The sequence below is a fragment of the Bradyrhizobium sp. i1.15.2 genome (assembly GCF_040548425.1).
GTDB lineage: Bacteria > Pseudomonadota > Alphaproteobacteria > Rhizobiales > Xanthobacteraceae > Bradyrhizobium > Bradyrhizobium canariense.
Genome location: NZ_JBEPRQ010000036.1, coordinates 29,637 through 52,419 on the forward strand (window position 1 = coordinate 29,637; position 22,783 = coordinate 52,419).

Annotated in this window: 22 protein-coding genes and 2 pseudogenes; 13 read left to right on the plus strand and 11 right to left on the minus strand. The window is 57.8% G+C overall.

Annotation, left to right across the window (positions count from 1 at the left end):
* Nucleotides 1-351 precede the first annotated feature (351 nt).
* Both ABIB80_RS35610 and ABIB80_RS35615 read right to left on the minus strand, forming a co-directional pair.
* Complete coding sequence (locus ABIB80_RS35610) at nt 352-603, minus strand: FMN-binding negative transcriptional regulator (RefSeq protein WP_354129234.1); 252 nt, start codon at nt 601-603, stop codon at nt 352-354.
* Complete coding sequence (locus tag ABIB80_RS35615) at nt 600-926, minus strand: FMN-binding negative transcriptional regulator (RefSeq protein WP_354129235.1); 327 nt, start codon at nt 924-926, stop codon at nt 600-602. Before ABIB80_RS35615 ends, ABIB80_RS35610 begins: the two co-directional genes overlap by 4 nt.
* A gap of 459 nt (nt 927-1,385) precedes the next feature.
* Here ABIB80_RS35615 and ABIB80_RS35620 point away from each other — a divergent pair, with 459 nt between their 5' ends.
* Together ABIB80_RS35620 and ABIB80_RS35625 are read left to right on the plus strand one after the other, a co-directional pair.
* Nucleotides 1,386-2,633, plus strand: coding sequence for a pectate lyase family protein (locus ABIB80_RS35620; protein WP_354129236.1), 1,248 nt, complete (start codon nt 1,386-1,388; stop codon nt 2,631-2,633).
* 433 nt (nt 2,634-3,066) lie between these two features.
* Nucleotides 3,067-3,545, plus strand: a pseudogene (locus ABIB80_RS35625) (TauD/TfdA dioxygenase family protein); the annotation flags it as partial.
* 425 nt (nt 3,546-3,970) lie between these two features.
* Here ABIB80_RS35625 and ABIB80_RS35630 read toward each other — a convergent pair.
* The 9 genes and pseudogenes from ABIB80_RS35630 to ABIB80_RS35670 form a co-directional block, all read right to left on the minus strand.
* Nucleotides 3,971-4,489 (minus strand): annotated as a pseudogene (locus ABIB80_RS35630) (transposase); the annotation flags it as partial.
* Between the two features lie 270 nt (nt 4,490-4,759).
* Nucleotides 4,760-5,275, minus strand: a complete 516-nt coding sequence (locus ABIB80_RS35635; RefSeq protein ID WP_354129237.1) for a tetratricopeptide repeat protein — start codon at nt 5,273-5,275, stop codon at nt 4,760-4,762.
* Nucleotides 5,276-5,375: 100 nt separating this feature from the next.
* Nucleotides 5,376-7,493 carry a type III secretion system export apparatus subunit SctV gene (gene sctV, locus ABIB80_RS35640; protein ID WP_354129238.1) on the minus strand — a complete coding sequence of 706 codons (2,118 nt, stop codon included), beginning with the start codon at nt 7,491-7,493 and terminating at the stop codon, nt 5,376-5,378.
* A 9-nt stretch (nt 7,494-7,502) separates the two neighbouring features.
* Nucleotides 7,503-7,931, minus strand: coding sequence for a histidine kinase (locus tag ABIB80_RS35645; RefSeq protein WP_354129239.1), 429 nt, complete (start codon nt 7,929-7,931; stop codon nt 7,503-7,505).
* Nucleotides 7,932-7,933: 2 nt separating this feature from the next.
* Complete coding sequence (locus ABIB80_RS35650; RefSeq protein WP_354129240.1) at nt 7,934-8,473, minus strand: hypothetical protein; 540 nt, start codon at nt 8,471-8,473, stop codon at nt 7,934-7,936.
* Between the two features lie 33 nt (nt 8,474-8,506).
* Nucleotides 8,507-9,400 carry a SctD/MshK family protein gene (locus tag ABIB80_RS35655; protein WP_354129241.1) on the minus strand — a complete coding sequence of 298 codons (894 nt, stop codon included), beginning with the start codon at nt 9,398-9,400 and terminating at the stop codon, nt 8,507-8,509.
* A gap of 114 nt (nt 9,401-9,514) precedes the next feature.
* Nucleotides 9,515-9,748, minus strand: a complete 234-nt coding sequence (locus ABIB80_RS35660; RefSeq protein WP_354129242.1) for a hypothetical protein — start codon at nt 9,746-9,748, stop codon at nt 9,515-9,517.
* A 1,272-nt stretch (nt 9,749-11,020) separates the two neighbouring features.
* Nucleotides 11,021-12,793, minus strand: a complete 1,773-nt coding sequence (locus ABIB80_RS35665; protein WP_354129262.1) for an HrpF/NolX family T3SS translocon protein — start codon at nt 12,791-12,793, stop codon at nt 11,021-11,023.
* Nucleotides 12,794-13,337: 544 nt separating this feature from the next.
* A complete protein-coding gene (locus tag ABIB80_RS35670; RefSeq protein WP_354129243.1) occupies nt 13,338-13,970 on the minus strand; it encodes a nodulation protein NolW in 633 nt (210 codons plus the stop codon).
* 244 nt (nt 13,971-14,214) lie between these two features.
* Here ABIB80_RS35670 and ABIB80_RS35675 point away from each other — a divergent pair, with 244 nt between their 5' ends.
* From ABIB80_RS35675 to ABIB80_RS35725, 11 genes are all read left to right on the plus strand, one after another.
* Nucleotides 14,215-14,706, plus strand: a complete 492-nt coding sequence (locus ABIB80_RS35675) for a nodulation protein NolB (protein ID WP_354129263.1) — start codon at nt 14,215-14,217, stop codon at nt 14,704-14,706.
* 9 nt (nt 14,707-14,715) lie between these two features.
* Nucleotides 14,716-15,567 carry a type III secretion system inner membrane ring lipoprotein SctJ gene (sctJ, locus tag ABIB80_RS35680; RefSeq protein ID WP_354129244.1) on the plus strand — a complete coding sequence of 284 codons (852 nt, stop codon included), beginning with the start codon at nt 14,716-14,718 and terminating at the stop codon, nt 15,565-15,567.
* A gap of 39 nt (nt 15,568-15,606) precedes the next feature.
* Complete coding sequence (locus ABIB80_RS35685) at nt 15,607-16,227, plus strand: nodulation protein NolU (protein WP_354129245.1); 621 nt, start codon at nt 15,607-15,609, stop codon at nt 16,225-16,227.
* Entirely contained in the window at nt 16,224-16,847 is a 624-nt protein-coding gene (gene sctL, locus ABIB80_RS35690) for a type III secretion system stator protein SctL (protein WP_354129246.1), read from the plus strand. The genes ABIB80_RS35685 and sctL overlap by 4 nt, the downstream gene beginning before the upstream one ends.
* Entirely contained in the window at nt 16,844-18,199 is a 1,356-nt protein-coding gene (sctN, locus tag ABIB80_RS35695; protein WP_354129247.1) for a type III secretion system ATPase SctN, read from the plus strand. The genes sctL and sctN overlap by 4 nt, the downstream gene beginning before the upstream one ends.
* Nucleotides 18,175-18,711 (plus strand): hypothetical protein, encoded by a 537-nt coding sequence (locus tag ABIB80_RS35700; RefSeq protein ID WP_354129248.1) that lies wholly within the window; start codon nt 18,175-18,177, stop codon nt 18,709-18,711. The genes sctN and ABIB80_RS35700 overlap by 25 nt, the downstream gene beginning before the upstream one ends.
* On the plus strand, nt 18,708-19,823 hold the full coding sequence (gene sctQ / locus ABIB80_RS35705; protein ID WP_502918764.1) for a type III secretion system cytoplasmic ring protein SctQ: 1,116 nt from the start codon (nt 18,708-18,710) through the stop codon (nt 19,821-19,823). The genes ABIB80_RS35700 and sctQ overlap by 4 nt, the downstream gene beginning before the upstream one ends.
* Nucleotides 19,816-20,481, plus strand: coding sequence for a type III secretion system export apparatus subunit SctR (gene sctR / locus ABIB80_RS35710; RefSeq protein WP_354129250.1), 666 nt, complete (start codon nt 19,816-19,818; stop codon nt 20,479-20,481). Before sctQ ends, sctR begins: the two co-directional genes overlap by 8 nt.
* Nucleotide 20,482: 1 nt before the next feature.
* Nucleotides 20,483-20,758 (plus strand): EscS/YscS/HrcS family type III secretion system export apparatus protein, encoded by a 276-nt coding sequence (locus tag ABIB80_RS35715; RefSeq protein WP_275173712.1) that lies wholly within the window; start codon nt 20,483-20,485, stop codon nt 20,756-20,758.
* 159 nt (nt 20,759-20,917) lie between these two features.
* Nucleotides 20,918-21,727, plus strand: a complete 810-nt coding sequence (sctT, locus tag ABIB80_RS35720) for a type III secretion system export apparatus subunit SctT (RefSeq protein ID WP_354129251.1) — start codon at nt 20,918-20,920, stop codon at nt 21,725-21,727.
* The gene (locus ABIB80_RS35725; protein ID WP_354129252.1) at nt 21,724-22,761 is read left to right on the plus strand and encodes an EscU/YscU/HrcU family type III secretion system export apparatus switch protein; all 1,038 of its coding nucleotides are present in this window, start codon (nt 21,724-21,726) and stop codon (nt 22,759-22,761) included. The genes sctT and ABIB80_RS35725 overlap by 4 nt, the downstream gene beginning before the upstream one ends.
* Nucleotides 22,762-22,783: the final 22 nt, after the last annotated feature.

The window sequence follows — 22,783 nt, forward strand, 5'->3', positions numbered from 1 at the left end:
CCATGGGCCGCCACTGGTGCATCGTTTTTTCTGCGAAGTTGGCCTCGTAGCCTGGGCGCCACGGCTGCCGCTCGCGATAGACGGCGCGCGTTCAATGGCATCATACACGTTTCTGTGATGCGTGAGGCGCCTGACGCGAGCAGAAACCCGCCGCCGCCAGCACGTCGTTGGGCTGATGGAGAGCAGTCGAGGAAGTCGAGAAAATCCACGTGGCACCGGGTCGTTTACGATAAGCCGTTCGGGTTCGTCATCCTTTCGGAATGAGGTGAGCGGCACGACGCTCTTCCTCACCGTCGCTGTTGGATAAGCCCTCGATGACGCCGGCGCGATCCGCCGTATTGCGGTTCCGGCTCATCTTCCGCGTGCCATCGAGCCGTGCAATTTGCAATCGCACACCGACAATCCCCTTGAGCCCCGCTTGACGAAATCGGCAGGAGCGTCGGAGATAGCCCAACTTTGCCCGAGCACTCCTGCATATCGGTCAGCCGCGTGACGACCTCCCCTCAATCGATCGGCATCATCGAAGAACTCAACTCGACCGTAGGCATGCACCGCGACATAGTTCCACGTCGGTACGGCCTCGCCCGTGTCATGCTTGGTCACGTCCAGGAAGGGCTGACATAGGCCCGCGCCCCAGCGAAAATCGCCATGGCCTCGCCAGTCGGCGTCAGCTTCCAATGCGGACTCGAACGCGCCAGGCGCGCGTAAATGTTGCCCATGGAGCCTTCGCTCTCGTCGAATACTACGGGCAGCGCTCCAACAAGCCCTTCGTGAGTGGCGGTGATCAGTGTCGCTGACTGCCTCGCGCATTTTCCGATGAGGCGTTGTCGACGACTCGGAAGGCGGGCGGCGTGTACATGGGCGAAGCCACCCGGCGCCCAACGGACAGCCGGGCGGCTCTTGATTTGAACTGCGGTGCGCCTCATGCCGGATCACAGAAAAAGCCTACCTGGGTAGTTTCATTCCTCCGCGCACGCTGGCGCTGAGGCAGCTAACCTATGATGTGTGGAAGGGGGTAGATCGAAGAGCGTTTGCAAGCCGGTCCAGCCGTCGTCTTCGAGCCGTGCGCCTTAGGGCCAGCCGTGGGATAGCATCTTGCTTTCATTCTGACCGAGCTCTCGAAGCATCGACCGCTGCTTTCATCGGCCGTGAGTGGCTCAATGGCTACCCAGATCCGTCGCAGTTGGTACGGCAGCCTGCGGCTGCACACTTCGGCTGTTGTTTAGCAGGGTTCCAATATTCCGTCCCTGCCTTATTGAGGCCGATGTGATGGCGTTAACGCCCCATGCTGATGGCCCATTCCAGTTCAGCATTTCAGGTCGAAAGTCCAGTTTCTCGTGCGGATTTCCGGGTAGCAGAGAGAGCTAATGTTTAGAAAAGACACGATGGAGCACATCAAGCGTTCGTTGCGCGTGCTCGGCGGACTTGCTGTCGTTCTCGGCATCTCTTCCGTGCTCGGATCGAACAATGTGCGATCGGAAGCCCTCAACGGCTTTGGCTCTGCAGCGACGGGCGGCCTTGGAGGCGAGATAGTTCAGGTGAGATCAACCGAAGCTCTGAATCATGAGTTATGTCGTTCGTACAGCTTCGGGCAGTGCAATGACAATAGTCCGCGCGAGATCCAGGTAATCGGAACCATAGATTTTACCGGTACGGAAGGGCGAGGCGAGGGGCAGGGATGCCAATACGGCCGCGCTTGTTCGGCACCTTACAAGCGTGAGTCCCTTCTCCTCCTAGATGGCAACGACGCGCATTGCGATGGCAAGGAGAAGACGTTGGTCGGCTTCGACCGGGCCGGCAAGCGCCCGCTGGAAATTGGCTCAAACAAAACAGTGATCGGCGTTGGTCCGAGCGCTACAATCAAAGGGAAGGGGCTGCGCCTGAATGGGGTCAGCAACGTCGTTATTCGCAACCTGACCATCAGTGATGTCAATCAAGGCGTGATATTTGCCGGTGATGCTATTGCAATTGCGCGAGCCGACCTGGTTTGGATCGATCACAACCGATTTCATAATATCGGGCGACAGATGATTGCCGGCGGCTTTGGCCCTACGACGAATATTACGATTTCTTGGAACGACTTCGATGGCAGCGATACCTATTCCTCCTATTGCAACGGGGAGCACTATTGGAATCTCCTATTTCTCGGTGTCCCGCAGACGATCACTATCGCAAATAATTATTTCCATGAGATCTCGGGGCGGGCGCCGCACATTGACGGTGCGCACGCCGTTATTCATCTCGTTAACAATTATTTCCACAACACGAATGCGCAACAAAGCGGCGGATTCTTCCATGCCGTGGATGCTGGATCATCTGTGCAAGCACTGGTCGAAGGTAATTACTTCGACAACATTGAAACACCTATAAAGACTGGGAGTGGACATATCTTTGGTTTGTTAGGCAAAGCCAGCGGGGCCATGCAGAACATCTGCCTCACCGTGCTCGGACGCCGGTGCATCGAGAACATCGCCATCCCAGTGCCGCGGTTCAATGGCTTTCGCCTGGATGAAACCGTAGTTCAATCGTTTGGAGATCTTCCAAGCTCGTCTATTCCTCTTCCATTTCGAGCGGATGATGTTCCGGCCGTGATTGCCGCCAGGGCAGGTCCCGGACACCTTGGGAGCCGGTGATGGCTCGTTCGCAGATGCGGCTCGAGACTTGGCCGATTGCCGCTAACAGTTGAGTGGAAGGCGCATACTGGACGAGAACGGCACGCACGGCTGGCTGCCCGACATTGTACGAGGACCGTACGGCCTTTCTCTTCGGGGGCCGAGCGGTACAATTCCTGTCGATTATGCGCCCTATGCCTTTCCCCGCCGACCCAGGCGCTCGCCTCAAATGCTTCCGTCCGGTTTTTGACGGATTCGGGTTGGAAAGAGGAAGGGGGCAGCATCGAGTTCCTGGCAACTGTTCGAATTATCATCCGATCAGCTAGCTGACGGACCTTCACAGCTTCGTTTTCCGACTGGCATGGTGCTTGCTCGAGAGTACCCGTAGCGCGAGGTTCGCCTTCGAAACCGAGTGACCCTAACCCTTATTGTTGAAGAATCCGCAAGGCGACTCATCCAACGGCTTGCCGACGAACTCTGGACCGTTCACAGCAACGCCTTCGATTACGCCGGGACCTGCCGTGTTCGCGAAATCGACCAGAAAATTTTGATGAGGTCTTTACTAAAACGATCTATGAGGCCGAGCATCCTGTGGTCCGTGTACATCCCGAGACCGGCGAGCGCGCGCTGGTGCTCGGCGATCTGGTGCAAAGGTTTATCGATATCCAAAAGCGCGACGGTCAGAGGCTGTTCGATCTATTCCAGTCTCATATCGCGGCGCCCGAAAACACCGTGCGCTGGAGCTGGAAAGAGGGCGATGTCGCAATTTGGGATAACCGCGCAACGCAGCATTATGCGGTCAACGATTACGGTGACCAGCATCGCGTCGTCCATCGTGCCACAATCGATGGTGACGCGCCTGTCAGCGTCGACGGCCGATGCAGTGTAACGCGCCTCAAGACGACGAAGCATCCCTCCGCGAAGGTTGCCTAGCATGGCTCGGCGAACTTACCGGCAATGCACGGCTCTTATCGCATGTTCGCGCGAATAGACTGTTCGCGATACGCAGAGGCATGAAACAATCGTTGCGGCAAGCCCGTCGACTTGGAGCCGAAGCTGCAGTAACAGGCCCCGCCGCCTCGATCCACAAAACGGCCCCTCTTTTTTTTCGTCCGGCGTACCCCGCAGAACAGATGCGCGGAGTGTCGTCAAGCAGAGCAGCAACCTAATTTCGTCGACTTGAGGCAATTCTGATTGATTTGTGCGTCCGGGAGAACGTCTTCGCAAGCTAGTCGTCAACTAAGCATTTTATGAAGTTCTGCCGCGCCTCGCCGGCCTGAACTCAATGCAAAAATTAAGAGAGCGAACAGTTATGTATGGTCGAATTGGTGGATCCTCGATAGCGCCTACACCCGCGATGCCACGCGAGAATAGGATTGCCGCAGCCTGACGCCGTGCCTGCTTGCCAGGCGGTTCAGCCCTCGGATTGCTGCATGCAGCAATTTGACGTCAGTCCGAAAGCTGATGGCCTTCGGCTGCACCGTGGTGTCGACCGTGACCCGCTTGAGGTCTTGGCTGCGCAACGCGCCGGCCTCGTGCGCCACCGGCAGGCTCTCGGCCAGCAGCAACTCCAGATTGTCGCCGACCCGCAGATCCGAGCGCTCGTGCGGGAACGCGTGCTGGAAGAACTCTTCGCCGGTGAAGTACTGGAAATACGGGTCGTGGACCCTGCGCTCACAGACCCCCTCATCGGACCGCCGGTAAATGTGCTTGAGCAACAACAGGCCGGTCATGAAGCGGGTCTCAATCCCCGGCCGGCCGTTCTCGCTGTAGAACGGCGCGATCTCGCCATCGATCCAGTCCCAATCTATCTTGCCGGCAAGCAGAACCAGCTCGTGCTTCAGATTGATGATCTGGTCGAGTCGAGCCCGGAACAGATCGTTCGATCACGTCGTCTTGTGCTTCTTCGGCCGCATCGTCCCGGCACAGAATTATGCCCCGCCCCGAAAATGAATCCATAAAACGAAATTGCAAGTTTGGGGTTCTCGACCCCCAAATCCCTGCAATCTCAAATGCCTCCGCATCTGAACAACAGACGATCCGTACTAAGGGCACTGCAGCGCGTGCTCGGCAAATAGGATGGAGACGATGCAGCCGACGTCCTGCTCACGGCGGTTAGCGATGCCAGCGCATGTCTGAGGCGCTGGTTATTTCCAGTCTATCAACGGATGAGCCTCGTCGGACGGCGCACGCAAACTGGCGCTTCCGCTGTCGGCTTTGCCTTTGAGTGCGAGCGAAAGGTTCAGATTGTTGCGCAACATCTCGTTGTCTGGCTCCGTTGCAAGTGCACGTTGATACAGCGCTTGGGCCTCAGAGTGGCGTCCCTCGGTGTCGAGGACCACGGCTTTCGCGTTCAGTGCACGCAGATCACCGGGTGTGGCAATCAAAACGCTGTCCAGTATCTGAAGCGCCTCATCCGCGTGCTTTCGCGCCAGTAAGGCCCGCGCAAGAGGGATCGCAACATCAACGTTGCCGGGCCGTTGGCTCAAAGCAGCGCGCAGAGTGTCCTCACCAGCATCCTGGCGAAATGCGTGCACAACGCGCTCGCGCACGGCAGGATCGACATCCTTGGTAGCTGATATCTCTGGTCCTGGCGCCTCCGCTACTCCAATAGATGATTTATTCAAGCTAGTGCAACCGCCGACCAGCAGAACAGCGAGCACTGCGAGGAGCCTAGAGCACGAGCCCGCGCCAATGGAGCGCAGCTGCTGCCCTGCTTGTGGTTGTCTCATCAGGTCCATCCCACGATCAACTGCTGCTCCATCAACCGGCCGCGGCAACCGGGCGGCGACGCTCCGCTGACGGAACCGTCTCCTTCGTTTCCGTGAGTGTGACGGATCCAACCGGCTGGATCGTGAAATCGGAGGCGAGATCCTGGTAGGACAGAACAGGTAGATCAATACTGTTGCGGGTGAGAAAACCGCGGACGAAACGCCGGATATCCATTGAACCCAGAATGACCGGCCGGCTTTGACCCGATGCGATGCTTGCATGGATCCGACGGAATTGGGAAAGCAGCTTCTCGGTTTGCGAATCCTCTAAGACGAGGTAGGGGCCGACAGCGGTATCACGCAGCCCACCACGCACGATCTCCTCAGTTTCCCGCTCGATGATAAAGGCGGCCACGACACGATGGGCATTGGCATAGCGATGGCAGATCTGCCGACTCAGACCGGAGCGAACATATTCGGTGAGCAGCACGACACTTTTCTCGCGTTCGCTCCATTCGGCCAGCGTCTCCAGCACCAGGCGGGTGTTGCGAATGGGGATGCCCTCGTCCAGTAAGCGGCGCAGGACGTCGGCGATCCGGGGAACCGGCGTCGTGCGTAGCACCTCCTTCACCAGATCGGCGTACTCCTGCTCCATCCGGTTGAGCAATTGACGCGTCTCCTGAATGCCCAGCAAGCGCTGTGCGTACCGTGTCAATGTCGAATGGACGCGTAAGCCGACGAGTTCGCTAGGACTATGATACCCTATTCCGGCGGCTTTGAGAGCCGGCGCATGCTCTTGTTCGATCCAGATCCGGTTTGTGTCCGTCTCCTGCCGAAACGGGATACCGCTCAATTCAATGTTCGCCACGTCATCGTTAAGCATGAGCTGCGCCGGATCAACGAAATCCGCTTCAACGGGGACTCCCTCGACATCCACCCTAAATTGCGACTCAGCTAAGCTCTGATCGAGTTGGGCGGGGATGCGTGGAATGGTGATGCCAAGATCGGCTGAGACCAGCGCCGAAACGCGTCCGATGCATTGCTCGAGCTCCCCTTTGCCGATTGCATGTGTCAGATTGGGTGCGAGGAATAGCGCGATCGGAAGTGCCTCCGTAGGGACGGTCTGCTTCTCGGCTTGTGTTGGGCCCGGGCTCGAACCGGTGACACGGGCGTCCGTTTTGGCGGTTATCTTCCCACTTTGCGTACCAACCTTGAAATAGCTCGCGCCGGCAAAGAATGCGGCCAGGATAACAAATGGAGGCAGGGGGAAACCGGGCACGAGTCCCATCACAAGCAACACGCAGGCTGCCAGCCGTAGTGCTTGTGTGCTCGCTGTAAGTTGGTTGACGATATCGGCACCGAGTTTGAGCCTGGTGGGCCCGTTGACGCGGGTGACGATAGTTGCGGCTGTGATCGACAGCAGCAGCGCCGGAATTTGCGAGATTAGCGCATCACCTATGGTCAGCAGCGTATATTGATGCAGCGCCTCATCGAGCGACATTCCCCTGGAAAGCAGGCCGATGCTGATCCCACCTAGCATATTGATGCAGATGACTATCAGCCCGGCGACGGCGTCGCCTTTGACGAATTTCATAGCGCCGTCCATGGCGCCGTGAAGCTGGCTTTCTTGCTCAAGCACGGCGCGCCGGCTGCGGGCTTCGTGCTGATCGATGTGGCCGTTGCGCAGCTCCGCGTCGATCGCCATCTGCTTGCCGGGCAGCGCATCGAGTGTGAAGCGCGCCGACACCTCTGCGACCCGTTCGGCGCCCTTGGCGAGAACCATGAACTGCACCATCGTCACGATCAGGAATATGACAATTCCGACGGCGATGTTGCCCGATATGACGAAGTCGCCGAAAGTGTGAATGATGCTACCGGCATCACCCTCAGCGAGAATCAGCCGCGTCGTTGCGACCGTAAGCGCCAGACGAAAGACGGTAGAGATAAGGATCACGCCCGGCAAGGACGAAAAGTCGACTGGCGTGTTGAGATGCAGGGCGACCATCAGCAGCAATATCGCCAAGCCAAGGTTGAAGCCGATCAGCGTGTCGATCGCTACGATCGGGATCGGTATGATCATCAGGGCGATCGCCAGAAGCAGAACCAACGCGACCATCAAGTCCGGATGGGCCGGCGCGCGCGCAATAAGGTTGCGTAGGACGTTGGCCATGAGCAGCCCCTATTGTTGTTCGAACCGAGTTGCGCTGCCCCGCAACGAAACATAGCGTGCAAAGGTGGCTCGCGCCTCAGCCATGCGGCCACTCTTGCGCAGGGCGTGACTGCGCAAGAGCATCAGAGGCAGGCGCGAAGACGGCTGGCCGTCAAGAGTGTCCAGCCTATCCAATACCGCCAGTGCTTCATGGCCGCTGCCCTCTGAGACCAGAGCGTAGGCCAGAATGCGCAGCAGGTCGACGTTCTGAGAGCGTTCGTGAGCCACGAATCGCAGCAGAGCCAAGCTTTCGGCGCTGTTCCCACAAGCAAGGTGGACATAGGAAAGCGCGCAGAGCAACTCAAGCTCCTGTTCAGAGATCAGCGGCACCTCACGGTCTTTGGACACGTTTGGCGGTGGAATACGCGTGAGGTGTTGCCCTCGGTCAACCTCGGCCATTGCTAGCCTTTGATTAAGCCGTTCTGATTCTGCCGGAGCAGAACTAGCCGCCGCAGCTCCTGCTGCAGCACACCGATCCCTTCACGTGACACCGAATCCTCTGGCGCCGCCGACAGCGCAACAGCCAGAGTTTCGAGAAAAAGGCCATGTTTGTCTGCACGCAGAACGTCCCAATGACGTAAGTGCGGCGTGACGAACGAGAGCAGGTTGCCTGCGAGATTGGGGCCATTTAACCGAGCCAGTTCTGAACATGGCGCGGTCTCACCTACTTGGCTGCGCGTCTTGTCCAAATTGACGCGCGAGACTGGATCGACAGAGTCGATCTCCACCGCCGCCCCGATTGTGGCCCCAACCGGCAGTTCCTGCAACGGCCTATCCCGAAAAGTTGGCGCGTGCCTCTTGCCAACACCTACTTGCGCCGCCTCGATCTCGATGCCATCGGCTTGAGAGATGGTCGGCTGAACGATAGGTGTATGATCGCCGAGGTCGATCCTCTGAAAGGAGGTGCGAGGCTCTACAGAATGCCGGGGCAGCCTAGTCATGATAAATTCCTTCTGACCTGCGAAGGTGAAACTCTAGTAGGGGAGGGCAGCAAGCCGGCCATTCCGGCTCAGCAGCACGCGTCCCTCCTCGATCCGATCGACGGTCCATCCATTATTCAACAGCGCGCCCATGAAGTACTTTTGGTCGCCAATGACGAGATAAGGATCCGTTCCGCGCCATACGGCCTGAACGGCAATTGAGGAGGGCATCTTCTCTTCCTTGACCGCTACTGTGTTGAGGAGCGTATAAGCGCCACTACTATGGTGATCGAACCGTTGCTGGACGTCCTGCCATTTTGCAACAGAGGCGGGCGTAATGGTGCCGTGAACGGTGACAACATCCGGCCCAGAACCGACTTTGATGTTGAGAAGACCCGCTCTATCAACTTCCTCTTGCAGCCGTTCGGCAGCTGCATCGGTCGTTAGAGCATCAGGAGCGCTGAGCGCCGGTTTGGGCGCAACTTCTACGGCCGGGGGCGAATCGGTGCTGAGGACCGCAGCGGTGTCAGCGTGGACGAAAAGAGTTGAGACTGTGCCGATCGTCACAGAGCTTATGAGGACAATCGCAAGTGCGGCAATCGATACACGCCAGCCGTCGAGAGAGCCAGCTTGTTTGGAGCCCTCTATCGACCAGCGAATGGACATTGCGCCCGCATGAATAACGGCTGGGAGGGCAACAACAACGCGCTCGTTTGAGGAAATTGTCTCGTGACCTTCGACGCGGATTTGACTGGCTAGGGCCTCGATCTGAATCGAATCGCAATGTGGGGTGATGCGAAGGTGTTGCCGTTCGAGACCTTGTTCGATGAAGACGAAATCGGCATCGAAGCCACTGCCAATAAGGCTCGATCCAGGCCCTGCCTTGCCGGTCAGCCCGGAATAAAGTCCCGATAGCACTTCGAAATGCAGGCTGTCCGGTTCATGCACAATCGGTCTCCTTAACAGCGAGAGCAGCCGTACGGCGATACCGTACGGCTGATTTCGAGTTCGCTGACAATTCACACCCGAAAAGTGGGGCGACGATGTCGTCCAACTTGTCCGTTACTGCACCCGCTCATCAGCCGCCTTCTTGATCGTCGAAAGCGACGTTGTAAGCGTGCGAAGCTGAACATCCCTCTCGGCCGCCTGGGTGCTAACGGCAGTCAGAGCGGCGAGTTGCTTGTCGAACGCTGCCTGCGCCGCGACCTGAGTCATCGCGTCAGCTCCTCCAGCGAGAGCCGCACCAGCCGCGCCGCCTGCGGTCGAGGTGTTAGTCGCACTTGTCTTGCCAGTCATACTATTTCTCCTATTTTTCGATATTGCCGCTTTAGCGGCTCCTATATCCTGACGCCGTAAGTCCAACATCAGGAATCCTGCTCTGTCTCCGCGATGGCTTCGTCGAAGCTCGCTGACGCACTATTTACAAGTTGGAGACCGACGGACCCGAGAGCAGCTGTGAACGCTTGCTGCAAACGCGCATCTTGCGAGTTATCGTCCGGACTGGACGCGCCATTTGCAGGGCTGGTTGTACCAGACGATCGACCATCATCATGCGCACGTGGCGCACCATCATTCTCATGCGTGCCGGGCATGTGCGAGTTGTTTTTGTCGCCGCGGGCCGCACGGAGATTGGTATCAACGTGCACAGCGGCGCTTGACGGAATGCGCATCGCGTTCTCCTATCTTAATTTCGATCATGCCGATGAAGCCAATCTCCACATCGTCATTGTGCCAGCAGTAGCTTTCGATAACCTGACGAGACTTGGAGAATGCAATAAGTCGATGGAAATTCGTCTCCTTGGGTGCTCCGTATCAGCAATCGTATCTGAGCAGTGCCCTGGCGGACACTCGGGCCAGATGACTTGTGAAGGAAAGCCATGCTTTCCGGGTAGCGATCGATCCCGCGCTCTGTTTCTTCATAAGGTAGAGCTTCAACGAGCGGACTCGCAGCACCGGGACCGAAGAAGCCAACGTGCTGAGACCGAGGCGCTGGAATAGCTCGCCTGCGACACGTCACTTCTTTGGCGATTGCTTCTCCTCGGGCGGCGGTGATGCCTCGATCCCAGGTATTCAGTGCTCAGACGAGCCGGCCGCGAACAGCGATCCCTCAGTCCTGCTATGCCTTAGGGCGATGCGGTCAATCCCACTTCGCGGCGCGGGCGGACGCCTACGCCTCGCGCGGCGGCGCTCGGCGTCTCCCAGCTCTGCACTAGCGGCCTAATGTGCCCTCGGCTCACATTTGTAAGCCTGCCATTCTCGTCGATGTCGATCCCGCTTTCTCGTGGGAGATAAAGCGTCGATAACTTCGGCCTGTCCGATTGGAGCCAGATGTCGGCCTATGCAACTTTCGCAGCCGCGAAATGAAACTGAGGCTGATCGTGTATCGGACCTTCTGCCCACATCGTGGGCCGAAGTTCGACACGACAAAGTGTCTGCGTGCGGGCGGCGGGTTCGAACGTGCAGGCAAAGCTTGCGGGACCTACTGATCGGTAGGTGGTGGCCGGCCAATCGGAGGGCCCACAAGTGCGCATAGCTTACAGCACGGTCTGAGGCGGCGCGTCGTTCCAACTAGCTGTTGGCGCCCACAGCTTGCATGCGCTCGGACTCAATCCGTTCCTCTAGCTGGTTCAAGTAATTTTCCGCGTGGGACTGTGCGATCGAAACCGGCAGATTGATGCCAGCCGTCGCGGCTTCTTGAATTGCCTGCTTCATTAAGCCTTCGCGCATGGCTAGCTTGACCTCGGGGCCGCCGAGGCAGCCCACCGCCTGCGACGCAAGACTGATGCCCGCTTCTTCCAACGCTAGCTTGATGTTGCCACCGGTAATGGCAGTGTGAAGAAGAGTTGCTGCTTGCGCCTCGCTCTCGAGCACCATTGACGCGAGATCGGCCAATTCGCCAAGGCCTGGAATAAAGCCGAGTAAACCAACTCCGGTTGCAGCCCAGTCGAGCGCCTTCGGGACGACCTTGAGCACGTCGTCAACAACATGCATGAAAGCGCCGCCATTTTTCTTGGGAGACTTGATCTCGGGCTGATCAGCGACGCCCATCATCATGTCCGCGGCAGCAGACTGCTCGCCGGCCGTTTGGGCGACATGCGTCTTCAATTGATGCGCGGTGCGGTTCGCAGTCGACATGTTGTCGAAGAAGTGAGTGAAGTCGTTATTGCTGATATTGCCGGAATCGACCGTATGGCCTCCGCCGAAGTCGAAGAACTGATGGTGGGCCTTGTAGCCTGTGATCGAATTATTCATCAACCCGAACAACAGGGGATCCGAGAGCAGCTGGGAGGCAGCCTTTCGCATGTCGGGGGTTAGACTGTTGTCATCGGCCATGCTCGCTAGCTTGTCCTGAGTCAGGTCGCCCTTCCCGAAAAAAGCGCCCTGATTCGTTTTGATCGTGTCCAGCGTATCCAGCTCGGTTTGCGCGAGATTCATCGATGATGACGCAACCTGCAGGAAGTCCTCTTTGTGGACCTTATCTATCGAGCCACCGTACAACTGTTTCCATTCATCAGGGTAGCTGAGAAAGTATCTCGCGGCCGCGAGAACCTGCGGCGGGCTTTTTCCGGCTTTTGCCTCGCCATCGACAATCTTCTTAAAATCGGCGAGGCTGAGGTTCTTGGGCAGACTGTCGGAATACCGATAGAGCTCGCGCAATGCATCACTCTCGGTCATAATTGACGGCTGGCCGTCTCCGGTGCCGTCGGATGGAATGTAGTTTTGTTGGTAGCTGTGCGCCTGCTGTTCTTGGAATGTGGCAACCTGTGCGTGATGGTAGGAAAAGCCCGAGAGATCACCTGCCTTGATCTTCCCGCCGCAGTGGCCGTCGCCTTGCGAGCCTATTGCATAGAAGAGCTCAGGATCCTGCTGCAATGCCCCGATCGCCGTCTTCAGATCCGGCGGCGTGGAGGGATCGTTGGCCAAATCTGAAAGGGACTCCCAATCGAGCGGGCATTTGTCTTTGTGACGGTTCAGCACCGACACAATCTGCAACTCGGCGTTGGTCAAGGTGCCGCCGTTCCATGTGATCCTTGAGCTGGGTACAGGCGCCGTTGCAACACTGGCGCTCGCACCAGAGGACGACTCCGTGGTCTGCGCAGGTGCGTCCAATGCATCGGTGAGAGTCGGAGGCAGGATATGCAGTGCCTCCTGCACGAGCTCCTCCGTCAGTTGCTTGTCGGAATCTGGCGGCTCCGAATGATCGCCTATCGCGTCCTTCAAGGAGTAGCTGGCCAGCACCGCCTCGAAGCTTGAATGCTCCGGCAGCGACGAGAGCCCCGGAGCAAGCCCGGACAAAGCCGCGGTTGGATTGGCATTTAGCAATAGGTTGTTCACTGATATACATCCTTTGGTGTGAGATTGCGCCACAAGTTGATCATGTGGCGCAGCCGAGCGCGTGACACAACGAGCAAGAAGCAATGCTACGCGGAGCTCAACGGCTCCTGTCAGGTGCGTCCGGTTGCTCAGTGCGTCCCAGCGCTCAGTTCCGCAACAAATCTATCGGCGCATCGCCGGCTAGATTTTCACGCTCCTGTGGTACAAGGGATTAGCTGTCGAGAAGCTGACGGTCCGCAAGAACTCGGGATGAGTCATGAAAGACGCCCTTCCGAAAGCTCTAGTGCATTCTCAAGATATGTCTGGCGCTAGCTTCTTGCGTTCGACCGCGTTCCAATTAACTACTCGGGTCCGCCTCGGCTTCGTGCGTCCGTGGCCTGACCTGACGTCGATCGCGATGCTCCGCGGAATCCCGGTCCAGCCAGTCGCACTCAAGCTGGCAGCATTGCCTCTCGAAAACCGATAGAGCACACACAGACTCCGCGTTGGGTTGCTGTAAGCCACTCGCTGCATCAACTCATCTCCGGGCTGGACCAGGAACCGCGCTGTGTTAATGCGATGCCTCGGGCAAAAGAGGGCTCTCCAGTCGTCCATCACGAAAGACCATGCTCGACGACCCCCGAAACAACATCAAAACTGATTGCTGCGGCGGCTTTTCGACAATCGTAGGGTTTCGCGGCGCCTGTGCCTCCGCCAGCAGGCTTTTGAGCGTTTGGTCCACAAGCGCGATAAACCGAGGCGGACCAGAAACGAAGACTGGGCCATCTCCTGCTGCAGGTCTCACAAAATAGCGCTCATCGGAGATGTTGAGAGCATCGAGTGCGGCCTTGAATGCTTCGAAGGTGATTGGAGTCAGGACGAGCAAGCGGCTTTGCGCCTCGTGCGCATCAGATACATAAAGCACCAGTCCATCGTAGTACCATTGAAGATTGTAGAGCCTGCTTAAGCGTTCGAGGAATTCTCGCGGCGCGAGATCCGGCATTCGCCCGCGAATCCGCCCCTTTACCTCGGTGCTCACATTGATTCGGATATTTAAATTGTTGCCAAACTCCTGCAGTGCGGCAGCAAGGTCCTGGTCCAGAACCGTGTAGCTATAAGGCGTCGATGGCAGCGGCAGGGGAGCGCCGAGCGCTCTAACGAGCCCCAGGAGAATAAAAGCTCCGACATATAAGAGGTTCTTCAAGATGTGCAGCCTCCTGGCTCTGATGAGCACTCCTAGTATTCTTCCGCTAGCGAACAAGCACCGAAATTCGTCACAAAGGTGGAGGCCGAGAATTCGTCCCAAATGCGAGGCCACGCGTGATCTTTAGATGACGGTGCTCCTGATACTCGTCAGCTTCTGGTCAGCTCGCTTCGCTAGGGGTGCTGGGCCGTTCACGGTGTCGAACGGCTAATCTCATGACGTGAGAGCAACGATGTCGTCCATGATGCTTGGCGTTACGCCGATATCCGCCAGTCCGCTCGAATGTCTATCCGAGGCTTGTTCATCGACGCGGGCTCAGTTTCACGAGAGTCTCGCGCAGGTGGGTTCAAATCGAGATGCCGCCTCTTCGATGATCGATAGGGCGTTGGCTCCGCCAGTGTCGGAGGCTCAGCGTGCAGCCACGCAGGTAAGCCCCCTTGGCGATCGCATCCTTCGAAATCTTGCTGCAATGCATCGAGGCATAGCATTTCCTTCGGCGGTCGGCGGTGAGCCGACTCCTGCGAATAGCCTCCAGCTTGGACCGGCAGCGCAGCCCATCTTGCGCTCGCACGAATTCGAGGTGCACCCGGTCGGAAACCTGGAAGGTGCAGACCATTTCGAATCGACATTGGCGAATCTGCGGGATGTTTACAATAGCGTCACCCTGGTTTCGCTCATCTCCAAGTGCACTGGCGCTGCCAGCTCGTCTCTGAACAAGCTGCTCTCGGCAGGCTGACAGACGTTGATGAGCGGTTTCCCGCATAGAAAGATCGGTCGCCGCGCGAGCGCGGGAAGGCGGTTTCGCATTCTTATGGCGTTGCCGATTTTTCTCTCCCTGGCCGGTTGCAAGGTAGATGTCTATACCAAGGTGCAAGAGCGTGAAGCCAACGAAATGCTTGCGCTTCTCCTCAGAAAGGGTGTCGATGCCGTCCGCATTGTCGCCAAGGATGGGACCAGCGTGATTCAGGTGGAAGAAAAGCAGCTAGCCTTCTCCATCGACCTGCTGAATGGCGAGGGCTTGCCGCGCCAGACTTTCAAGAACCTCGGGGAGGTTTTCAAGGGATCTGGTCTTGTTGCCTCTCCGGTTGAAGAGCGCGCCCGGTACGTTTACGCTCTAAGTGAAGAGTTGTCGCGCACGATCAACGATATCGATGGGGTACTCTCCGCCCGTGTCCATGTTGTTCTGCCGAAGAATGACCTTTTGCGACAGGATGCAACCCCGTCCTCGGCGTCGGTTTTCATCCGACATGGCTCCAATGTGAGGCTCTCAGCCTTGCTACCGCAGATCAAGATGCTCGTCGCCAACAGTATCGAAGGGCTATCATATGACAAGGTAGCGGTCGTGTTCGTGCCGGTTGAGCGGGCTCAGCATGAGCTGTCGTCAGCGTCAGCAGCTGCTTCGGCTCAACCGGCCAAGTTCATGTCGCCCCCCTTGTTTGCGATCGGGGTCGGAGGTGCGGGTGCTGCGCTGGGCGTTCTATCTTACATGTTGCTGAGCACACGGATGCGCCAGTTCGGTCGATCATCGCGGAAAGTTGGAAATCTCGGCGGATCTTCGACCATGTACCCGCGGCCCAAGCCGTCGGCAAAGAATTGAGCTCTGATGCAAAATAGACGGAATGCAGTATGGGTATCGATGCCATCCAACGAGCCAAATCATTCACCTCATCCGCATTCCGATCGCCTGCGCGAACTTGCTGCGGTGATGCATCCGAGCCGTTTTGCCGCCCGTCTTGATGCGCTGCTGTCAACGCCCACGGTGCTGCGGTTGCAGAGGAGTGTCAGGCTTCAGGAGAGACTGGCCGAATTGGCGGTAGGCAATGAAGGCGCCTGGAACGGAAGTAACTGGGGCAGGGACGTTCTGCTCGGCCATGATCCGCATCGCGCCGCCCTGCTCGCTGGCAGCGTTTGGCATGCCCGTTCATTGCTGAAGCTGGTGTCAAGGCGTGATCTGGAAACTCTGATCGGAAATGTCGGTGCGGAAGCACATGCTTTCGGTATACGAAACTTGTCCAGCGCAGTCGCAACTACAACGATTCTCGATCCGGAACGACTTTCGCAAGGAATAGAACACGACGGATATGCCTCTCTTGGTGCTTGGCTCGATGAAGCTTCAGAGCTTGACCGTAAGCGCGTTCTTCTCCGCTTACCTGTGGGGACGGCCGCGGAAGCGCCAGCCACCGAACACCACAGGGCGGCAGGCCAATTGCTGTCTTTGGTGATGACCCATCTGGCCACGGGGGCACCAACGGCATGACCGACAACGATCATGCATTGCCAGCAGACCCGCAGATTCGTCCGGTCGGCCCGCTTATACCAGCCGCGGAACTTGGGATCTGGTCCGAAGCGCTAAAGACCCGGGCGCTAGCGGAGCGGTATCTGCTCCAGGTTCGCAGCTGGGCAAGAAAAGCCTATGAGCGCGAGCAGGCGCGCGGCCACTCCGAGGGTCTGAAGACAGGTTCGGACGAAATGGCGCAGCTGGTTTCCCGGGCTACTTGCGAGCTGGCACGCCGAAAAGCTGTTCTGGAACATGAGTTGCCGCAGCTCGTCCTCGATATCTTGGACGACGTCCTGGGCTCCTTCGATCCCGGCGAGATTTTGGTGAGGACGGTTCGTCATGCGATCGATCGAACATATGGCAGTGCGGAAGTGCGTCTTCATGTGTCGCCTGTGAAAGCCGATGCACTGATCCGCGAGTTCGCAGCGTTCGACGGAAGGAATGGTCGGCCGAAACTTACAATTGACCCGGACCCGGCTCTGACGCCGGATCAGTGCGTTTTGTGGAGCGAATTTGGCAATGTCGATCTAGGGCTTGCCGCGCAGCTGCGTATCTTACGTGTTGGCCTTGCCCCGTCTTCTCAGGAACGCGAGCCGTGACCACGCTACGACGATCCTATGACGATGGGCTGGTCGAAGCGGCTGTGCGCGCCGAGTTGTCATCTGTGAAATCTACAGCAAAGCAGATCGATACGCGCGCGGTGCGCGGACGGATCACACGAGCGGTCGGCACATTGCTTCATGCCGTATTGCCAGGGGCACGTGTTGGGGAACTTTGTGTGTTGCAGGATCATGGCACTGGATGGTCACTTGAGGCCGAGGTCATCGGTCTGCTGCCGAACGGGGTGTTGCTGACGCCTATCGGCGAAACGATAGGCCTGTCTAACCGCGCGGAAGTGGTTCCGACCGGGCGAATGCGTGAAGTTTCAGTTGGACCCGATTTGCTTGGCCGCGTGATTGACAGTGCCGGCCGTCCGCTCGACGGCAAGGGGCCAATAAAGGCGGCCCACACTCGCCCGCTCCGCGGCAGGGCGCCCAATCCAATGAGGCGGCGTGGCATCGAGCGGCCGTTTCCGCTCGGCGTTCGCGTGCTGGATGGACTGCTGACGTGCGGCGAAGGCCAGCGGATCGGAATCTATGGAGATGCAGGTTGCGGCAAGTCGACCTTGATGTCGCAAATTGTAAGGGGCGCGGCCGCCGACGTGACCGTCGTTGCGCTTGTGGGAGAGCGTGGACGTGAGGTACGTGAATTCATCGAGCGTCATATCGGAGAGGCTCTCGATCGTACGATTGTGGTCGTTGAGACCTCCGACCGCTCGGCAATGGAGCGGGTGCAATGCGCTCATATGGCGACTGCACTCGCGGAGTACTTTCGTGATCAAGGGCTGCGCGTCGTACTGATCATGGATTCATTGACGCGCTTTAGCCGCGCAATGCGCGAAATAGGCCTTGCCGCAGGAGAACCTCCCACGCGGCGCGGATTTCCTCCCTCCGTGTTTGCGCTTCTGCCGAGTCTATTGGAGCGTGCCGGTATGGGCGAGCACGGCTCGATCACGGCGTTCTATACCGTGCTTGTCGAAGGTGATGGCACGGGCGATCCAATCGCCGAAGAATCGCGCGGTATTCTCGATGGTCATATCATTCTTTCACGCGCGCTCGCGTCGCGTGAACATTTTCCCGCCATCGACGTGCTGTCGAGCCGAAGTCGCGTTATGGATGCGGTCGTCTCTAGGTCACATCGAAAGGCGGCATCCTTCTTCCGCGAACTGCTCTCGCGCTACAATGAGGCGGAGTTCTTGATCAAAGTCGGTGAATACAAGCCGGGCAGCGATCCGCTAACTGACCGGGCAATCGCCTCAATTGAGCAGTTGCGGAAATTCGTGTGCCAGGGCCAGGACGAGCCTTCCAATTTTGAGGAGACCGTGACATGGATGTCGCGTCTGACGGCCTGAAACCGGTCGAAGCGTCGAAATTACGGCTCGTAAAGGACATAAGAGAGCGAAGCGTGCTTCGTGAGCTGTCCAATATCGAAGCCAAGCGCCGCATTGCGTTTGAAGCGGTGGAGCGAGCTTCCAGCGATCTTGCAACCGTCGAGAAACACCGCGCAAGCGTCGAAGATCAACTCTACCAGGAAATGGCATCTCTCAGTGCGATGTCCGGCACGGAACTCGACCGTCGCTGCCATCTGGTCATTGGACGGCTCACCGCCGAGATCGCATCGAGGCGGGAGGCGCTTGAGCAGGCGCGCATCGCTCAAGAGCAAGTACAGACGGCGGTTGTTGAGGCCCGGGCTCTCTGGGCCAAGCGTGCGGCGGCGAGCCACAAATGGCGACAGATCGAGCGCGATGTTGAGCGCACGACCGATTCTCGTCTGGAGTTCGCAGCCGAAATCGAGACGGACGATGATCAGTTGCTCCCGTATCAGGGTGCTTCGCATAGCCAAGGGGTAGGCGGTTCAATTTGATGGCTGGCTCTCTGGCACGACCGTGTGGTCGTGTAGAAATCAATTCGCTAGATACTCCGGGTGGACTCGCAGAGTTCGAGCCCTCTCTACTCCTGTCCCACGGTGTCGTCTTGTGGCTCAATGAGATCGCCGCGCCGCGCATCGTTCTGCGGAGCCGCCTTGGCGAAAAGCCGCTATCCATCCGTATGAACCGGCTTGTGTGGCAGGCGGAGCCGTCTGCCCTGGCCATGCTTGATTGCGTATTTCGCGTCGGAGGTGAAACGGCTGTATTGTCCTTGCCCCGCCCGCTTGTGGAGACACTGATTTCGACGGTGCAGCCTGGCCTCACTTTACCTTCCGAGCCTACCCGTTCGCTCCTTCTCGAACTTGCGCTCGAATCCTTGCTCTGTCCACTGGAAGCGCTGCTAGCGGGGGATCTGCAACTTGCCCGCATCGACGAAGCAAGCGCGCACGGCCCTTATCTGGAACTCGAGATCGCCCACGGGCCGCTCGCGGCCAAGGCTCGCCTATTCCTATTCCCGTCCCTGGACGGTCCGGTTCCGTCCGCGTTCCGAATCTTAGGCGAGCTGGTCCGCCAATTGCCGCGCGAGACGCGCGTGCTTTCTCCGGAATTGCCTGTCGTTATTGCAACGGAGATTGGCTCGCTGCGCGTGTCCATCGCACTGATTCGTCAAGCACAGGCGGGCGACGCACTGTTGCCGGACGTCATTCCCCTTGCCGGCGGCGAGGTCATCCTCACAGCGGACAGGTTATGGGCTCCGGCACAGGTCACCGGTGACACACTGGTCCTGCGGGGGCCGTTCCGCCTGCAACCCCACCCTCTAAAGCGGGCACATATGATGACAAAACGCCAAGCGCAGCAACTGATCCCTCCCTCAGAAGCCGACATCGACAGTGTTGAGATCACGCTTGTGTTCGAATGCGGCCGCTGGTCTATCCCGTTGGGCACGTTGAGAAGCATCAACGAAGGGCATGTGTTCGAACTTGGTCGCCGCTTTGACAGCCCGGTCGACATTCTTGCCAATGGCCAATTGATCGGCTGCGGCGACGTCGTTCGGGTCGGTGAAGAACTGGCCATCAGGTTGCGTGGCAGGCTGGCGGTCAATGATTGACTTTCCACCAAGTATCGTTGCGCTTCTTGCGGTCACGGTGGGCCTCGGCCTTCTGGCTTTGGCAGTCGTCACAACAACGGCGTTCATAAAGGTTTCCGTCGTTCTCTTCCTGGTTCGCAACGCGCTCGGCACCCAATCCATACCCCCGAACATCGTTCTATATGGCGCTGCATTGATCCTCACCGTATTCATTAGCGCGCCAGTGTTTGAGCAGACCTACAACCGCGTCACCGAGCGGCAACTTCGCTACGAAACGCTCGATGACTGGGTGACCGCCGCTAAGGAAGGCAGCGAACCACTACGCGCTCATCTGAAGAAATTCACCAACGAGGAGCAGCGTACATTCTTCCTGTCGTCGACAGAACGGGTCTGGTCTGAGGAGATGCGCGGCAACGTTACGGCTAATGATTTTGCTATTCTTGTACCCTCGTTTCTGATCTCGGAGTTAAAGCGTGCGTTTGAAATCGGCTTCCTTCTTTATCTTCCATTCATCACGATCGATCTGATTGTAACGACGATCTTGATGGCCATGGGCATGTCCATGGTCTCACCAACACTAATATCTGTTCCTTTCAAGCTCTTTCTATTCGTCACGATCGATGGCTGGTCGCTGCTCATGCACGGATTAGTTTTAAGTTACGCAACGCCAGGAGGTTAAGGTGGACGAAGCCAACATACTCACTCACCTCAGCCGATCGCTTGTCCTATTCATGATCTGGGTTCTGCCACCGCTCCTCTCAGCCCTCGTGGCCGGACTTGGCGTTGGCATCATCCAGGCGGCAACGCAGGTCCAGGATCAAACCTTACCGCTCACCGTGAAGCTCGCCGTCGTCGTCGCCGTGCTAGTTCTATTTTCTCCAGTGCTGAGCGCCCCGCTTATTGAACAAGCCCAGCATATTTTCGCTGAGTTCCCCACTCTTACAGCGAAGTATTAGCGAGTGGAAGGCAGGGCAAAGTCTCTGCGATAGTACCGCCATCTGCCGTCTATGGGGGCGAACCCAGCCGATTATTTGCGGCATTCTCGACTTCTAACATCAGGGCAGGGCGAGCGGGGCCTGTTCCATTGGCCGAAGCAAGCGACTAGCAGATCTCAAATGCATGGTTTGTCACCCACCGAGACGCAAACACTGATCCAGACTGCTATGGACTTCGTTGTTGCGGCCGGCCTAGGTGCAGCCCGCACTCTAGGCATCACCTTAGTGCTTCCCGTATTTACGCGACTGCACATTAGCGGGATGATCCGCGGTAGCTTGGCGCTCGTGATCGGACTGCCATGCTTGGTGCATATCAAGGATGGCCTGCAGACGCTAGATCCAGGCACCCGTACGATCGTCGTCGCGTTCATTGGTCTCAAGGAGATATTCATCGGCCTGCTGATCGGCATCTTGCTCGGTATACCACTATGGAGCATCCAAGCGGTTGGTGAGATCATAGATACCCAGCGAGGTGTTTCGAGCCAGGTGGACGATCCTGCGACCCACAGCCAAGTCTCGGCGACAGGTCTTTTTCTCGGGACCGCTGCGGTTACGATTTTCGTTGTGTCTGGAGGTCTGCAGACGATGGTCAGATGCCTCTATGAGAGTTATCTGATCTGGCCCATATATCAGCTACTTCCTACGCTGACGCTGCAAGGGGCAACGGAATTTGTAGCGCTCCTCGACCATATCATGCATACGACCCTGCTGGTTTCTGGGCCTGTCACGGCCCTACTGCTCCTGATCGAGATATCCCTTATGTTGCTCGGGCGCTTTGCGCCACAAATCAAGCTCAACGATCACTGCCTAACCATCAAGAATGTCGCTTTTGGCATCATCATGATCAGTTACACCGTCTATCTCATCGAATACATGGGCGCGGAGATCATCCAGTTCAACGGCGTGCTGGAGTGGCTTGCGAAGTTATGAACGGCGCGAGCGAAGAGAAGAACCTTCCACCAACCCCCAAGAAGCTACGGGACGCGCGTAAGAAAGGACAGAGTCCGCGCAGCGCCGACTTTGTCACCGGCGTCAGCGTTTGCGCAGGTTTCGGCTGCCTATACGTTAGAGCGGGCCAGATTGAAAACGGCTGGCAACAAGCGTTGCGGCTAGTCAATAAGCTGCAGGCGCAGCCCTTCGATAGCGCGGTCCGGCAGGCGCTGGTCGGATTGATCGAAATTTCTATTGCGGCAGTTGCCCCAATCATCGGAGCGGTGGTGATTGCGGCTATCTTGGCCAGTGTCCTGGCTAGCGGCGGGCCGACATTTTCTATGGAGCCGTTGCAACCAGGCCTTGAGAAGTTGGATCCCGTCAAAGGGCTGAAAAAGATTATCTCTCAGCGATCACTTGTGGAGCTCGGCAAGTCACTAATCAAAGTATTGCTTCTCGGTGGAACCCTTCTTCTTGTTGTGGCCGCAAGTTGGAAAGCGCTTGTGTACTTGCCCGTCTGCGGTTTGGCGTGCTTCGGGTTTGTCTTTAACCGGCTCAAAGTTCTGATCGAGATTACGTCCGGCGCTTTTCTGATCGGCGGTTTGATTGATCTACTACTTCAGCGCTGGCTGTTCTTGCGCGATATGCGCATGACGCAGAGCGAAGCGAAGCGCGAGTCCAAGGAACAGGAGGGCAATCCTCACATCAAGAATGAACACCGTCGGCACCGGCGCGAGTCGGCGAACGAGTCGCCGCTCGGTATCCATCGGGCCACATTGATCCTGACCGGCCCCGCAATGTTGATTGGGCTGCGCTATGTTCGTGGTGAAACTGGTGTTCCGGTCTTGGTCTGTCGCGGTGAGGGCGAACTTGCTTCACGTTTGCTTGGTCAGGCGCGGGCACTGCATCTCAGCATTGTCCTGGACGATATGTTGACGCGTCAGCTGATCCAAAAGGCAGCATTGGGGAAGGGCGTTCCGATCGACTGCTTCGAGAGGGTTGCAAAAGCGCTCTTTGCCGCAGGCCTGGTCTAGCTCCGCGCGCGCGCCCCAAATT